Below are 13,886 nucleotides of genomic sequence, written 5' to 3'. Positions count from 1 at the left end.
ACCTGGGTCGACACTGACGCTCATGTACGAAAGCGTGGGTAGCAAACAGGATTAGATACCCTGGTAGTCCACGCCGTAAACGATGTCTACTAGCAGTTTGGAGCTTAAGCTCTGTCTTGCGCAGCTAACGCATTAAGTAGACCGCCTGGGGAGTACGGCCGCAAGGTTAAAACTCAAATGAATTGACGGGGGCCCGCACAAGCGGTGGAGCATGTGGTTTAATTCGATGCAACGCGAAGAACCTTACCATCTCTTGACATCCAGAGAATTTAGCAGAGACGCTTTAGTGCCTTCGGGAACTCTGAGACAGGTGCTGCATGGCTGTCGTCAGCTCGTGTTGTGAAATGTTGGGTTAAGTCCCGCAACGAGCGCAACCCTTATCCTTAGTTGCCAGCACGTAATGGTGGGAACTCTAAGGAGACTGCCGGTGACAAACCGGAGGAAGGTGGGGACGACGTCAAGTCATCATGGCCCTTACGAGATGGGCTACACACGTGCTACAATGGCAAGTACAAAGGGTTGCAAACTCGCGAGAGTAAGCGGATCCCATAAAGCTTGTCGTAGTCCGGATTGGAGTCTGCAACTCGACTCCATGAAGTCGGAATCGCTAGTAATCGTGGATCAGAATGCCACGGTGAATACGTTCCCGGGCCTTGTACACACCGCCCGTCACACCATGGGAGTGGGCTGCAAAAGAAGTGGATAGCTTAACCTTCGGGAGGGCGTTCACCACTTTGTGGTTCATGACTGGGGGAAGTCGTAACAAGGTAGCCGTAGGGGAACCTGCGGCTGGATCACCTCCTTATATACGAAGTTACACCTTCGAAGTGTTCACACAAATAATTAATTACGAATAATGAGCGAGAAAGCTGCAAGCTGTTAGCTGCATTCGAGAGTTTGTAGCATAAACGATAGGCCTGTAGCTCAGCTGGTTAGAGCGCACCCCTGATAAGGGTGAGGTCGGCAGTTCAAGTCTGCCCAGGCCTACCAAAATCTCACCTGACTGCGTTATTTCGTTACTTGTTTAGATAGTCTAAACCGCGTAACAAAATGCCTTGTCAAATGTGATTTGGACAATCGTTTTAATGACGTGACTTCAGTATGGGGCTATAGCTCAGCTGGGAGAGCGCTTGATTTGCATTCAAGAGGTCCGCGGTTCGATCCCGCGTAGCTCCACCATACTGACACTCAGTTTCTCGATTCAAAACCCTAAACCATACACATTAGTTAGTGTGCATCGTTTAGAGTTTTTTATAAACTCATGCTCTTTAACAATTTGGAAAGCTGATAAAAAATAAGGTAAACATTATTGTTTATTTATTTGTTATTCAACAACTAAAAAAATAATTTTGATTATCACTGTAAGAGAAAACTCAAGCGTTATTTATGTCAGGTTCTTGGCCTTATACAAGTCAAGTAACCAATAAATATGACACATAATATACGACTGAATCTGCGAGAGCATTTAAGGTTGTATGGTTAAGTGAATAAGCGTATACGGTGGATGCCTTGGCAATTGGAGGCGATGAAGGACGTGTTAATCTGCGATAAGTCTGGTTAAGGTGATAAAAACCGTTATAAACCAGAATTTCCGAATGGGGAAACCCACCCTTTTTAGGGTATCGTATAGTGAATACATAGCTATACGAAGCGAACCCGGAGAACTGAAACATCTAAGTACCCGGAGGAAAAGAAATCAACCGAGATTTCCTAAGTAGCGGCGAGCGAACGGGAAACAGCCGAATCAGCATGGTTTAGTGGAATGCTCTGGAAAGTGCAACGATAGTGGGTGATAGTCCCGTACACGACAAGCCATGTTGGACATATTAAGTAGGTCGGAGCACGAGAAACTTTGACTGAAGATAGGGGGACCATCCTCTAAGGCTAAATACTCCCAATTGACCGATAGTGAACCAGTACCGTGAGGGAAAGGCGAAAAGAACCCCTGTGAGGGGAGTGAAATAGAACCTGAAACCGTATACGTACAAGCAGTAGGAGCAGACTTGTTCTGTGACTGCGTACCTTTTGTATAATGGGTCAACGACTTATATTTTGTAGCAAGGTTAACCGAATAGGGGAGCCGTAGGGAAACCGAGTCTTAACTGGGCGAATAAGTTGCAAGGTATAGACCCGAACCCGGTGATCTAGCCATGGGCAGGTTGAAGGTTGAGTAACATCAACTGGAGGACCGAACCCACTAACGTTGAAAAGTTAGGGGATGACCTGTGGCTAGGAGTGAAAGGCTAATCAAACCGGGAGATAGCTGGTTCTCCCCGAAATCTATTTAGGTAGAGCCTCGGACGAATACTTACGGGGGTAGAGCACTGTTTGGGCTAGGGGGCCATCCCGGCTTACCAACCCCATGCAAACTCCGAATACCGTAAAGTATATCCGGGAGACACACGGCGGGTGCTAACGTTCGTCGTGGAGAGGGAAACAACCCAGACCGCCAGCTAAGGTCCCAAAGTTTATGCTAAGTGGGAAACGATGTGGGAAGGCTTAGACAGCTAGGAGGTTGGCTTAGAAGCAGCCACCCTTTAAAGAAAGCGTAATAGCTCACTAGTCGAGTCGGCCTGCGCGGAAGATGTAACGGGGCTAAGCATAACACCGAAGCTGCGGTAGCGAATTATTCGCTAGGTAGGGGAGCGTTCTGTAAGTGGTTGAAGGTGGATTGAGAAGTCTGCTGGACATATCAGAAGTGCGAATGTTGACATGAGTAACGATAATGGGGGTGAAAAACCCCCACGCCGAAAGACCAAGGGTTCCTATCCCATGCTAATCAGGGTAGGGTAAGTCGGCCCCTAAGGCGAGGCAGAAATGCGTAGTCGATGGGAAACAGATTAAATTTCTGTACTTTTAATCATTGCGATGGGGGGACGGAGAAGGCTAGGTGAGCACGGCGATGGTTGTCCGTGTGAAAGTGTGTAGGTAGGCTGCTTAGGTAAATCCGGGCGGCTAATACTGAGACACGAGACGAGTCACTAAGGTGATGAAGTCATTGATGCCATACTTCCAGGAAAAGCCTCTAAGCTTCAGATGATTAAGAACCGTACCCCAAACCGACACAGGTGGTCAGGTAGAGAATACTAAGGCGCTTGAGAGAACTCGGGTGAAGGAACTAGGCAAAATGGTACCGTAACTTCGGGAGAAGGTACGCCCACGTTAGGTGAAGGCACTTGCTGCCGGAGCTGAAGTGGGTCGCAGTGACCTGGTGGCTGCAACTGTTTATTAAAAACACAGCACTGTGCTAAATCGAAAGATGACGTATACGGTGTGACACCTGCCCGGTGCCGGAAGGTTAATTGATTGGGTTATCTTCGGAGAAGCTCATGATCGAAGCCCCGGTAAACGGCGGCCGTAACTATAACGGTCCTAAGGTAGCGAAATTCCTTGTCGGGTAAGTTCCGACCTGCACGAATGGTGTAATGATGGCCACGCTGTCTCCACCCGAGACTCAGTGAAATTGAAATCGCAGTGAAGATGCTGTGTACCCGCGGCTAGACGGAAAGACCCCGTGAACCTTTACTACAGCTTGACACTGAACATTGAACCTACATGTGTAGGATAGGTGGGAGGCTATGAAACTTGGACGCCAGTTCAGGTGGAGCCATCCTTGAAATACCACCCTTGTATGTTTGATGTTCTAACATTGGCCCCTTATCGGGGTTGTGGACAGTGTCTGGTGGGTAGTTTGACTGGGGCGGTCTCCTCCCAAAGAGTAACGGAGGAGCACGAAGGTTTGCTAAGTACGGTCGGACATCGTACGGTTAGTGTAATGGTAGAAGCAAGCTTAACTGCGAGACGACATGTCGAGCAGGTACGAAAGTAGGTCATAGTGATCCGGTGGCTCTGTATGGAAGGGCCATCGCTCAACGGATAAAAGGTACTCCGGGGATAACAGGCTGATACCGCCCAAGAGTTCATATCGACGGCGGTGTTTGGCACCTCGATGTCGGCTCATCACATCCTGGGGCTGAAGTCGGTCCAAGGGTATGGCTGTTCGCCATTTAAAGTGGTACGCGAGCTGGGTTTAGAACGTCGTGAGACAGTTCGGTCCCTATCTGCCGTGGGCGTTGGATGATTGAGAGGGGCTGCTCCTAGTACGAGAGGACCGGAGTGGACGAACCGCTGGTGTTCGGGTTGTCATGCCAATGGCATTGCCCGGTAGCTACGTTCGGAATCGATAACCGCTGAAAGCATCTAAGCGGGAAGCGAGCCTCGAGATGAGTCATCCCTGACAGTTTAACTGTCCTAAAGGGTCGTTGAAGACTACAACGTTGATAGTAAGGTGTGGAAGTGCTGTGAGGCATTAAGCTAACTTATACTAATTGCCCGTGAGGCTTAACCATACAACGCTTAAGTGTTCTCTTGTCGAAGTTGTTCCAGACAACAATCGACACTTCCTCCATCCATGGAGGTCGCAGATACTCAAAATTATTTTGGTTGAATAACAAATTTCATGTAACTGCTTTTAGTGGTACACGCTTTCTAGATTATAAAGACAAGTCTTTTGCCTGGTGGCAATAGCGCTGTGGACCCACCTGATTCCATTTCGAACTCAGAAGTGAAACGCAGCTGCGGCGATGGTAGTGTAGCATTTGCTATGCGAGAGTAGCTCACCGCCAGGCTCCCAATTGAATAATCCCTCGTACATATGTGCGGGGGTTTTTCGTTCTAGGCGTTAAGCAATTAAGGCGGCTCGCTAACGCTCTAGATTGCTCGTTCCCGACGCAATCAACCGACTGCATCCATGCAGTCGACCGCCAGGCTCCCATACTAACCCCTTGCACGTTGTGCGAGGGGGTTTTTATTGCCTGCGATTTATCCAATTCACTCGAAATGCGCTCTCCCTCGGTCGCTCCTAGGCATCCATGCCTTCGCGACACTTGAACATCCTGCTCTACGTACGTAAGTGCGGAGGATTTTTTACGTTTGGAATTCAGCAAAATCAAAAATAACGCTCACTAATGTGGCCGCTCTAAGGCTCCTACCTTTCCTTTTCTATGATCTATCTGATGTTATACTCGTAATAATAGATGGAACAAATAGCGTGAAGAACTTTAAGAGCGTTATGAATTTTAAGGCAGCGTAAATGATCGACTTTTCAGCACTGAACAGAGACAACAATCTATATGCTTTAGAAGGCTTGCCTTTAATTACGGTATACGATGACAATTTTTTTGTTAGGAATGATTATGATGTGCTTTCTATTGGCCAACGCAAATACGTTATTTCGTTTTTGAGTCCCTCGGTTTTACGCAAAAGACAGGTAAAACATTAGTTAAGGGGAGTGTGACTATTCACATACCTAAACCAAATTCTAACTTAGCGGTATCTTCTTTCGATACTAAATTCTTAGAGTCAGATAGTAAAAACTATTACTGTGTAACCCCAACCATGTTTGCAGAAGTCCTATTTTATAAATCTAAAGGCATGAACTATATAGATACTCGAAAGGTCATTCGTCGGTTAATCAAGAAATGTCCATATAATATAGAGTGGCTGAGAGACATTAGCTATCACACCGAAATTGAATCAATTACTAAAAGAACATACAAAGATTTAACAAATTATCAGCAGTTCATAGTTAAGAAACGATATAAAGATAAAAAAGCGTTATAGATTAGACGTTATAAAAATTTGATAACGAACATAATTTAATAGGAATAAGAATGTTTAAGAATATCAACGGAAAGATCATATTATTAGTAATGGCAGCTACCACACCGCAACTATATGTATCTGCCGATCCAGCAATAATTAATAATGCTGATGAGAGCTTACATAAAATTGTTTCAGATATTTCGCCAAATCGTATTGAAAAAGATATTGAAAAGCTTGTTGGTTTTGGAACTAGACATACCCTATCTGAGACCACATCTGATACACGAGGAATAGGAGCGGCCCGTCGTTGGATAAAAGCTGAATTTGAATTGATTTCCGAAAACTGTGGCGGATGTTTAGAAGTATTTTACCAATCAGAAACGATAAAGGGTGCGAAGCGAATTCCGAAAGCTACCGAAGTGGTAAGTGTAATTGCAATCAGAAGGGATCAACTGATCCTGGTCGGTATGTATTAATGTCTGGCGATATTGACTCGAGAGTAAGCGATGTAATGGACTATACATCAGACGCTCCAGGCGCTAATGATAATGCGTCTGGTGTTGCCGGTACGTTAGAGGCCGCCAGAGTACTAAGCCAATATAAATTTAATGGCAGTATCGTATATGCTGCCTTAGCAGGTGAAGAGCAGGGTTTATTTGGTGGTCGAATCTTAGCAGAAACATGCACAGAAAAATAGTTGGCGTCTTAAAGCTGTGCTTAACAACGATATGATTGGCAACATTGAAGGTGTAAATGGCGTAATTAACAATACTACGGCGAGGATCTTTGCCGAAGGCACGCGTCAAAATGAAACGTCGAAAGAATCAAATTTGCGTCGTTTTACAGGCGGAGAAGTTGACTCGCCTAGCCGTAACCTTGCAAGGTATATTGATTTAATGGCTGATCGATATATACCAAACTTGGACACTATGGTCATTTATAGATTAGATCGATTTCGACGAGGTGGGCACCATCGTCCGTTTAATGACTTAGGTTACCCTGGTATTCGAATCATGGAAACTAATGAGAATTACAACCGTCAACATCAAGACCTTAGAACCGAAAACGGAATTGAATACGGCGATACCATTGACGGTGTCGACTTTGAGTATGCGGCAAAATTGACATCATTAAATGCAGTTTCTCTCGCCTCAATGGCATGGGCACCACCTCCACCAAGCAAAGTCCAAATAGCAGGTGCTGTTTTACCGCACACCACACTTAGTTGGGCTGCAATAAATAAACAGCAAAACCCTCAGTTTTTAGGATACAAAATTTACTGGAGGTACACTGATTCGCCTCAGTGGCAATTTAGTCGCTTTGTAGGAGATGTAACCGAATTTACCTTAGAAAATGTTGTAATAGATAACTACTTTTTTGGTGTTGCAAGCGTTAGTAAAGATCGCACTGAGAGTCCAGTTGTTTTCCCGGGTGCTGCTGGCGATTTTGGTGAATAACTTCGACATTGAGCACCTTTCAACGGTGCTCCTGCTTTTTCTTTACCTATTCACAATGCTATAATTTGGCTTTCCTTTTTACCCATTTTCATTGCGTAATAATTGAAAAATACATGATCAAGTAACCTGAGTTATTTAACTGAACCTATCCGCTATAATAAAAGAGTCTGTATGAATACTGATAAACGTAAATTAGACCGCCGCTTCTGCGTTGCACCAATGTTGGATTGGACCGATCGCCATTGCCGTTACTTTTATCGAACAATGTCTAAACACTCTGTGTTATATACCGAGATGGTTACAACTGGCGCTATTATTCACGGAAAAAATGACTTTCTTAAGTTTAATACCGAAGAGCAACCGGTAGCCTTGCAGCTAGGTGGCAGCGATCCGGAAGCGTTGGCACACTGTGCCAAATTAGCCGAAGAGAGAGGTTACGACGAGGTAAACTTAAACGTAGGTTGCCCATCAGATCGTGTTCAAAATGGTATGTTTGGCGCCTGTTTAATGGCAAAACCTGAATTAGTTGCAGAATGCGTTGCCGCAATGAAAGCAGTGACAACTATTCCTATTACAGTGAAGTCTCGTATTGGAATAGATGATCAAGATAGTTTTGAATTTTTATTAGACTTTGTTACCAAAGTTAAAGTAGCAGGCTGTGAAACGTTTATCATACATGCAAGAAAAGCTTGGCTTACAGGCCTTAGCCCAAAAGAAAACCGCGATATACCGCCACTTGACTACGACCGTGTTTATAAAATTAAAGAGATGTTTCCTGAGCTGGAAATTATCATCAACGGTGGTGTAAAAACCTTAGATGAAAGTCTAGAACACCTTAAACACGTTGATGGTGTAATGATGGGTCGAGAGGTTTACCAAAACCCGTATATCATGGCCGATGTTGATGACGTTATTTACCAGGATAATCATGAAAAGATCTCACGTTCTGGTGTTTTAGAAAAAATGTCTGATTACATCACTAAACATGAAATTAATGAGGGTCGTGCATGGCATGTTTTACGCCATATGATGGGACTTTATTTAGGTTTACCAGGGGCTAAAATTTGGCGTCGTTATTTAAGTGAAAATGCCGTGAAAACGGATAAAAAAGGTAAAGAGTTAATAGTAGAAGCTACAGAGTTTTTTCGAGAAAGAGGAATTGACTAAAAAGTGGTTAAATTTACCATTGAGTTGTTTTAGTTAAACTGTGAAATTATTACGTTTGCACTTACAAACTATAAAAGGCCTATTTAATAAGGGCCTTTTTTTATTTTAAGCTTGGCACAACCTTTGTAACACTATCTCCGACTAAACAAAAAAACACTAGGAGAAAGTCATGCAATCATTAGTTTCTATTAAGCAGCCTTGTATTAAACACACCAGTATCAATTAGCAATCTGTCTGATACTCAAGATTTACAAAGCTTAGTTAACAAACAAATTACAACTGTACAAAAACACGTAAACTACAAAGCGAAACAATCAATTTTAAGCAACGATCTTTTTCAGGTGCAACAATTGATGAAGCTTGCAAAACAAACAGCAAATTCAACTGACTCCATGAGTGAATAATTATGGTAAGTTCTTTTACCTTATTTGTTGTTTCATTCTTGCCAGTTATTAGCCTTGGAGTAGTTTACGCAATTGTAAACGCAGTGCGCTCCTCAGAATGGTTAGCTGGGTTAACGGTATTAATCAATAAGCAAATTAGAATGTAGTCAATTTGCTTAAAGTGTTAGTAAAAAAGTGTTAATAGATAACCTTTTTGCAAATCTAAATCTAAATCTAAATCTAAATCTAAATCCAAATCTAAATCTAAATCTAAATCCAAATCTAAATCTAAATCCAAATCTAAATCCAAATCTAAATCTAAATCCAAATCTAAATCCAACCTCAGGCTCTGTTTTTATCTCGAAAGGGCAAGGTTTATAACGTCCAAAATATCAGGCACCAGTTTCAGATACCTGTCTCTTCAAAATATGACATTTAGCACCAAGACAAACCTTTGAGTTTTCATTAGCCCACCCTTCTTTAATTTTGACTGGCTAAATTGTTCAACTATTCGTCAAATTAGCCACAATCTTAAATGTGTCCTTTCCGACTTTCTTTGTGGGTTATTAAATTCCTATAAAATACAGAGACTTACACCAGTAGTGGTAATGGCACGTAGTTTGGAAGTAACTAATATAGAAAGAACGTGTAGAAAAGAAGATTGCTAAAAAGAGGTATTGCGAAAAGAGCATTACCCAATTGGTATTCGAAAATAAAATAGTGCGAATTAAGTCGTACTTAATCTAAATAAAAACAGAGAAAAGTTAGGAGAAACAAATGGGCGTATTAAATAGATTTGTAGATGTTATGAACGCGAACCTAAACGCAGCATTAGATAAAGCTGAAAAGCCAGAGCATATGTTACGACTTATAGCTCAAGATATGGAAGAGGCTCTGGTTGAAGCTCGCACTCACGCTGCTAGTTTAATTGCTGAGAAAAAGCATATTGGCCGTGATTTGGAAGCCTTAGTTAAAGAGCAAAACGACTGGCAAGCAAAAGCAGAGTTAGCTTTATCAAAAAACAGAGAAGATTTAGCCCGCGATGCCCTGGTTCAGAAAGAACAAAACAGCAAAACAGTAGCGGCAATTGAAAAGCAAATCGCTTCGATAGACAAAGATTTGGAAACTATCTCTACTGATACAGCAGCACTTAACAAGAAGTTGTCGGAAGTGAAAGGGAAGATAAATAGCACAGACCGAAGGTTAGAAACTGCTGAAGTTAGAATGCGTTCTCAACAGGTTATGGACACAAATAGAGTTGACGCGGTTACACAAAGGTATGAGCAGTTGCAACGCAAAGTAGATGATCTAGAAAGCCAAGCCGACGCATATGATGTCACGTCTAGAAATTTACATGATGAGTTTAGAAAGCTTGAGGTCGAGTCTAAAGTAGATGAGCAATTAGCTGAACTAAAGAAAAAAGTAGCCAATAGTTAGGGGATAATTATGAAAAACGAATATATAGGCAATCCAATTACCAAAGACGCTTTGAATAGAAAATTGACAGGGGTTTGTGCGGGAACGGCTAAACACTTTAACTTACCGGTTTGGGGTGTACGAGCTGCTACGGTGGTCTTTGGATTATTTTACCCAGGAGCTGCAATCTTTGGTTATTTCCTAGCATCAATATTGATGCCCACCAAAAAATATTATTAGAGAAGGAGTCGAATCATGGCGACATTTTTAAAAGTTGGACTCGCATTACTTGGTATCGTGTTGATACTAAGTATGCTGCCTACCTACTACGTTAACGTTGAAGGTTTAAGCCACTGGTCTAATGTAGGTGGCGTTACTGAAAATCTAATCGGTTTTGCTGTAGTGCTACTTATCTTTTTTGGATTAGCGGTAGCCTTAATTAGTCTTTTTGCAGGTTTGTTTGTTGTCTTCGCTATGATTGTTGGGGCGATTGTACTTGCAGGTCTATCAGCTGTTTGGCCACTAATACTATTTGGCATAATTGGCTACTTGATATTTTTTAGAAAGCGCAAAAATACATAAAAATAAATATGCGATCAATGAGTTGCATAATGTATGATTCCTATTGGTTTAAGTCCTTTAGGTAACAAAACATGAAAATTTTAGTATTAATATTTAGTTTGGTTGTTTTTAGTAGCACAGCTTTTGCTGATTTATCTATTTCAGCATCTGAAGCAACGGTTAGAGCGCCAATACCAGGCATGAAAAATACCGTGGGTTATTTTAAAATGACAAACATGGGCACTAAAGATGTCATTTTAGTTTCTGCTAAAAGCAGTGCGTCAGAAGTATTAGAATTTCACAATCATGATATGAACAACGGTGTAATGCGTATGTATCAAGAAATGGAAGTGAAAATACCAGCAGGTGATACCATTGTTTTTGAGTCAGGTGGATTGCATTTAATGTTTCTTAAAGTTGAGCCTGAGCTTAACAGTGCTAAGCTTGTAGATGTGCTATTTACAACAAAGTCTGGCGATTCTTTTACAGTTCCTTTTGAAGTTCATAAGCTTAAAGTTAAACACCATCATTAATAGAAGGTTATCAAAATGAAGAAATGGTTAATGGCCGGCCTCGGGGCCATCGTTGTAATTTCAATCGTGTTAGCACAATATTGGAGTTTTATGCCTGACGTTTTTTCTGTTGAGGAGCGTTCATTAGCAAAAGCAAAAGCGCTAAATACGACCCCAGTAACAGGTTTTACAACAACACACACGCTCATTGAAGTGACTAATGTTTTATTGAATAAACCTGGTGGTTATTTATCAAATGACATTACGCCGCCTAGCTTATTCTTAGATAATATTCCTGCTTTTGAGTTTGGCGCATTGGAAATGAGTCGTGATCTCGCCCTTGCTTTGAGACGAGACTTTAGTCGCTCGCAATCTCAATCTGTTGAAAACCCATACTTAAAAGTAGCCCAACCACAATTTAGTATCGATCATACTTCTTGGGCGTTACCAAGTGCAGAGTCGTCTTACACTATGGCGGTGGAAGCATTAGAAAAATATAGAGATTCACTAAGTGATAAACAGCAAGGTTCGGCACAGTTTTATGCTCGAGCTGACAATTTGAAAGATTGGCTTAATGAAGTTGAGAAGCGCATGGGTAGCTTGAGCCAACGGTTAAGCGCGAGTGTTGGTCAAGATAGAATTAATATCGATTTAGCAGGGGAAACTGGAGCAATTCAATCAACCCAGACTGCAAAAAGCCAAATGGTACAAACCAGTTGGTGGAAAATAGATGACGTATTTTATGAAGCCAAAGGCGCAAGTTGGGCCCTTTTACACTTTTTGAAAGCGGTTGAAATTGACTTTGCCAGCACATTGCAGAAAAAGAATGCACAAACGAGTTTGAAGCAAATTATTAGAGAATTAGAAGCGACGCAGCATACTATTTGGAGCCCTATGGTTTTAAACGGAAGTGGCTTCGGGGTTCTGGCAAATCATTCTCTAGTCATGGCAAATTATATATCGCGCGCTAATGCAGCTATTATAGATCTTAAGACGTTATTAACGCAGGGGTAATCTAGGCATGAAACCACTTTTAAAGTTTGCGCTATTTGTAGGGATGTTGTTTTGGGTGTCGCCATTGTTAGCTAAAGGGCCGTTTACGTTCACAATTGGTGCCGATCAATGGAAACAAGATGCTCCTGCAACTTATGGAGTCGCTAACGATAACCTACTAGCATTTTCTGGACAAAGTGAAACAAATAGACAGTATGAATTGTCTATCACCCATAAATTACCAATACTTCCTAATGTAAGGCTTAGTTCGTCTAGCAATGAGCAGACCGGTACAAACACACTAGCGCAAACTTATGTTTTAGGGGGTGAAGCTTATAGTGTTGCGAGCCAACTATCTTCGGTACATAAAACTAAAGCGTTTGATTTACTGCTTTCGTATCCAGTTTTTGATGTGAGTATACTGAAAATGGATCTCGGTTTATTAACACGTTATCAAGAGCTTGATATTGCCACGTCTAAAGTTGGAGACACACAACAATCGCAAGTAGACTCAGACAAAATTGTACCTATGGTGCATGTAAATATTCAAAGTGGTGTGCCACTGCTAGGCTTTTTTGTTTTTGCTGAGTTTAATAAAGGCGATAGCAATCATTTATATCAAAGTGGTATCGGTTATACATTTGATAATAACCTTATACCAGACGTAGATCTTAAATTAGGTTACCGTAAAGAGAGCGTTGATTTCTCATTGAGTGATGGCGTGATTTTTAATCAAGATTTAGATACTACCTTTGCCGGAATGCGAATTCGTTTCTAAACGATTTCGATATTATGCTTTAGTGGTAACGTCATAGTTACCACTAAGTAGATCGCCAAAGTCCCTCAACAAATAATTTATAAAGTCCGAATCGTTTGGTGGATTAACTAGGCGACTCAATTCATAGCCCGACGGCGTCAGCTTGTAATACGTAAATACCACATCCTTTTGTTTAACGACCACATCAAAAGACTGTTTATTTTGACTCAACTTTAATGTGTCTTTTGAGTTGTATGGCGCAGACTCAATTTCTTGTTGATGAATAAGTCCAAGTTCAGCCAGTGAAATTAAATGAGTATAGGAGAGCCCAAACTGATTTAGGTTCAGGCTGACTTTACCTGAGCTTGAAAAAATATTAATTAATGTAGGCTTTTTATATAAACCAGTTAATAATCTTCCCGAATGCTCCTCGTTAAACCGACACATCAACCTCACCGCTTTATAAAATATTTTAGCTTCTTTGGTACCAAGCTCTGAAAGTGTTTTTAAACTTCGGTATGAAAATGAGCCTTGTTGAACTAGTTCTACGGATAGGATTTTTGACCAGAGTTTCGTGCATGCTAGGCGTGTAACAGTTCTTTGCAAGGTTAGTAAATTTCATTACCCAATCTAAATCGAGTTTGTCTATTAAGACGTCCCCTTTAACATGATCTAATGCTAAGCTAAAAATTTGCTCTAAATTATACTGCTGGCGAGCTTCGTTGATTTGGCTGCGTTTATTAATTCGCTTATTAATTGTCGATTCTTCGTCCCTAATTAATACCTGTTCATCATTTTTTAGATGATTTATCACTCGTTTTTCATCAATACCTTCATCGGTCGTAATTTCAAAATCAATGCCGGTTAATTGCTTAACGAGGTTCAAATATTTGGTTCTTGAGTCAACAGGGTTATTCATTTTATTTAGGGTCACTTAGAAACTAATTACTCATACTCTTTAAATCTTTAGTGAATGTCAAAGTAAAGGCAATAAATACCTCAAGTTTACGTGCAAAAATCACTTTTGTTTCTACAC

General features: G+C 41.5%; 12 protein-coding genes, 2 tRNA genes, 3 rRNA genes and 1 pseudogene. 15 read left to right on the top strand and 3 right to left on the bottom strand.

Annotated elements, in window-relative coordinates; genetic code table 11:
- The 9 genes and pseudogenes from GNP35_RS10540 to dusA form a co-directional block, all read left to right on the top strand.
- A 16S ribosomal RNA gene (locus tag GNP35_RS10540) occupies positions 1–805 on the top strand; the annotation flags it as partial.
- Between the two features lie 108 nt (positions 806–913).
- Positions 914–990: transfer RNA gene (locus tag GNP35_RS10535), tRNA-Ile, on the top strand.
- Between the two features lie 113 nt (positions 991–1,103).
- Positions 1,104–1,179: transfer RNA gene (locus GNP35_RS10530), tRNA-Ala, on the top strand.
- A 298-nt stretch (positions 1,180–1,477) separates the two neighbouring features.
- Positions 1,478–4,349: ribosomal RNA gene (locus GNP35_RS10525) — 23S ribosomal RNA — on the top strand.
- A 164-nt stretch (positions 4,350–4,513) separates the two neighbouring features.
- A 5S ribosomal RNA gene (gene rrf, locus GNP35_RS10520) occupies positions 4,514–4,628 on the top strand.
- A gap of 464 nt (positions 4,629–5,092) precedes the next feature.
- Positions 5,093–5,281, top strand: a complete 189-nt coding sequence (locus GNP35_RS10515) for a hypothetical protein (RefSeq protein WP_155696041.1) — start codon at positions 5,093–5,095, stop codon at positions 5,279–5,281.
- A gap of 11 nt (positions 5,282–5,292) precedes the next feature.
- A complete protein-coding gene (locus GNP35_RS10510; protein ID WP_155696040.1) occupies positions 5,293–5,622 on the top strand; it encodes a hypothetical protein in 330 nt (109 codons plus the stop codon).
- Positions 5,623–5,672: 50 nt separating this feature from the next.
- Positions 5,673–7,061 (top strand): annotated as a pseudogene (locus GNP35_RS10505) (M28 family metallopeptidase).
- Positions 7,062–7,232: 171 nt separating this feature from the next.
- Positions 7,233–8,228: a tRNA dihydrouridine(20/20a) synthase DusA gene (gene dusA, locus GNP35_RS10500; RefSeq protein WP_155696039.1), complete on the top strand. Its 996-nt coding sequence runs from the start codon at positions 7,233–7,235 to the stop codon at positions 8,226–8,228.
- A 567-nt stretch (positions 8,229–8,795) separates the two neighbouring features.
- Here dusA and GNP35_RS10495 read toward each other — a convergent pair.
- Positions 8,796–8,939: a hypothetical protein gene (locus tag GNP35_RS10495; RefSeq protein ID WP_155696038.1), complete on the bottom strand. Its 144-nt coding sequence runs from the start codon at positions 8,937–8,939 to the stop codon at positions 8,796–8,798.
- 449 nt (positions 8,940–9,388) lie between these two features.
- On the opposite strand from GNP35_RS10495, the gene GNP35_RS10490 reads away from it, so the two are divergent.
- The 6 genes from GNP35_RS10490 (at position 9,389) to GNP35_RS10465 (ending at position 12,871) form a co-directional block, all read left to right on the top strand.
- Entirely contained in the window at positions 9,389–10,048 is a 660-nt protein-coding gene (locus GNP35_RS10490; RefSeq protein WP_155696037.1) for a PspA/IM30 family protein, read from the top strand.
- A 9-nt stretch (positions 10,049–10,057) separates the two neighbouring features.
- Positions 10,058–10,267 (top strand): PspC domain-containing protein, encoded by a 210-nt coding sequence (locus tag GNP35_RS10485; protein ID WP_155696036.1) that lies wholly within the window; start codon positions 10,058–10,060, stop codon positions 10,265–10,267.
- Positions 10,268–10,282: 15 nt separating this feature from the next.
- Entirely contained in the window at positions 10,283–10,609 is a 327-nt protein-coding gene (locus GNP35_RS10480) for a hypothetical protein (protein WP_155696035.1), read from the top strand.
- Between the two features lie 71 nt (positions 10,610–10,680).
- Positions 10,681–11,121 (top strand): copper chaperone PCu(A)C, encoded by a 441-nt coding sequence (locus tag GNP35_RS10475; protein WP_155696034.1) that lies wholly within the window; start codon positions 10,681–10,683, stop codon positions 11,119–11,121.
- Positions 11,122–11,136: 15 nt separating this feature from the next.
- Positions 11,137–12,114: a DUF2333 family protein gene (locus GNP35_RS10470; protein ID WP_155696033.1), complete on the top strand. Its 978-nt coding sequence runs from the start codon at positions 11,137–11,139 to the stop codon at positions 12,112–12,114.
- Positions 12,115–12,121: 7 nt separating this feature from the next.
- Positions 12,122–12,871: a TIGR04219 family outer membrane beta-barrel protein gene (locus GNP35_RS10465; protein WP_155696032.1), complete on the top strand. Its 750-nt coding sequence runs from the start codon at positions 12,122–12,124 to the stop codon at positions 12,869–12,871.
- A 12-nt stretch (positions 12,872–12,883) separates the two neighbouring features.
- On the opposite strand, the gene GNP35_RS16085 is transcribed toward GNP35_RS10465, so the two are convergent.
- Together GNP35_RS16085 and GNP35_RS16080 are read right to left on the bottom strand one after the other, a co-directional pair.
- Complete coding sequence (locus GNP35_RS16085) at positions 12,884–13,408, bottom strand: TIGR03899 family protein (RefSeq protein ID WP_330997789.1); 525 nt, start codon at positions 13,406–13,408, stop codon at positions 12,884–12,886.
- Positions 13,323–13,769, bottom strand: coding sequence for a DUF2806 domain-containing protein (locus tag GNP35_RS16080; RefSeq protein ID WP_155696030.1), 447 nt, complete (start codon positions 13,767–13,769; stop codon positions 13,323–13,325). Before GNP35_RS16080 ends, GNP35_RS16085 begins: the two co-directional genes overlap by 86 nt.
- Positions 13,770–13,886 lie beyond the last annotated feature (117 nt).

The organism is Psychrosphaera haliotis (genome assembly GCF_009728465.1).
Taxonomy (GTDB): Bacteria; Pseudomonadota; Gammaproteobacteria; order Enterobacterales; family Alteromonadaceae; genus Psychrosphaera; species Psychrosphaera haliotis.
The sequence above is the reverse complement of the archived record's forward strand: the minus strand, read 5'-3'. Positions and strand labels throughout refer to the sequence as shown.

Bases quoted from the DNA above. Each gene is read 5' to 3' on its own strand.
- GNP35_RS10515 (WP_155696041.1), top strand. From the start codon at position 5,093: ATGATCGACTTTTCAGCACTGAACAGAGACAACAATCTATATGCTTTA.
- dusA (WP_155696039.1), top strand. From the start codon at position 7,233: ATGAATACTGATAAACGTAAATTAGACCGCCGCTTCTGCGTTGCACCA.
- GNP35_RS10490 (WP_155696037.1), top strand. From the start codon at position 9,389: ATGGGCGTATTAAATAGATTTGTAGATGTTATGAACGCGAACCTAAAC.
- GNP35_RS10485 (WP_155696036.1), top strand. From the start codon at position 10,058: ATGAAAAACGAATATATAGGCAATCCAATTACCAAAGACGCTTTGAAT.
- GNP35_RS10480 (WP_155696035.1), top strand. From the start codon at position 10,283: ATGGCGACATTTTTAAAAGTTGGACTCGCATTACTTGGTATCGTGTTG.
- GNP35_RS10475 (WP_155696034.1), top strand. From the start codon at position 10,681: ATGAAAATTTTAGTATTAATATTTAGTTTGGTTGTTTTTAGTAGCACA.
- GNP35_RS10470 (WP_155696033.1), top strand. From the start codon at position 11,137: ATGAAGAAATGGTTAATGGCCGGCCTCGGGGCCATCGTTGTAATTTCA.
- GNP35_RS10465 (WP_155696032.1), top strand. From the start codon at position 12,122: ATGAAACCACTTTTAAAGTTTGCGCTATTTGTAGGGATGTTGTTTTGG.
- GNP35_RS16080 (WP_155696030.1), bottom strand. From the start codon at position 13,769: ATGAATAACCCTGTTGACTCAAGAACCAAATATTTGAACCTCGTTAAG.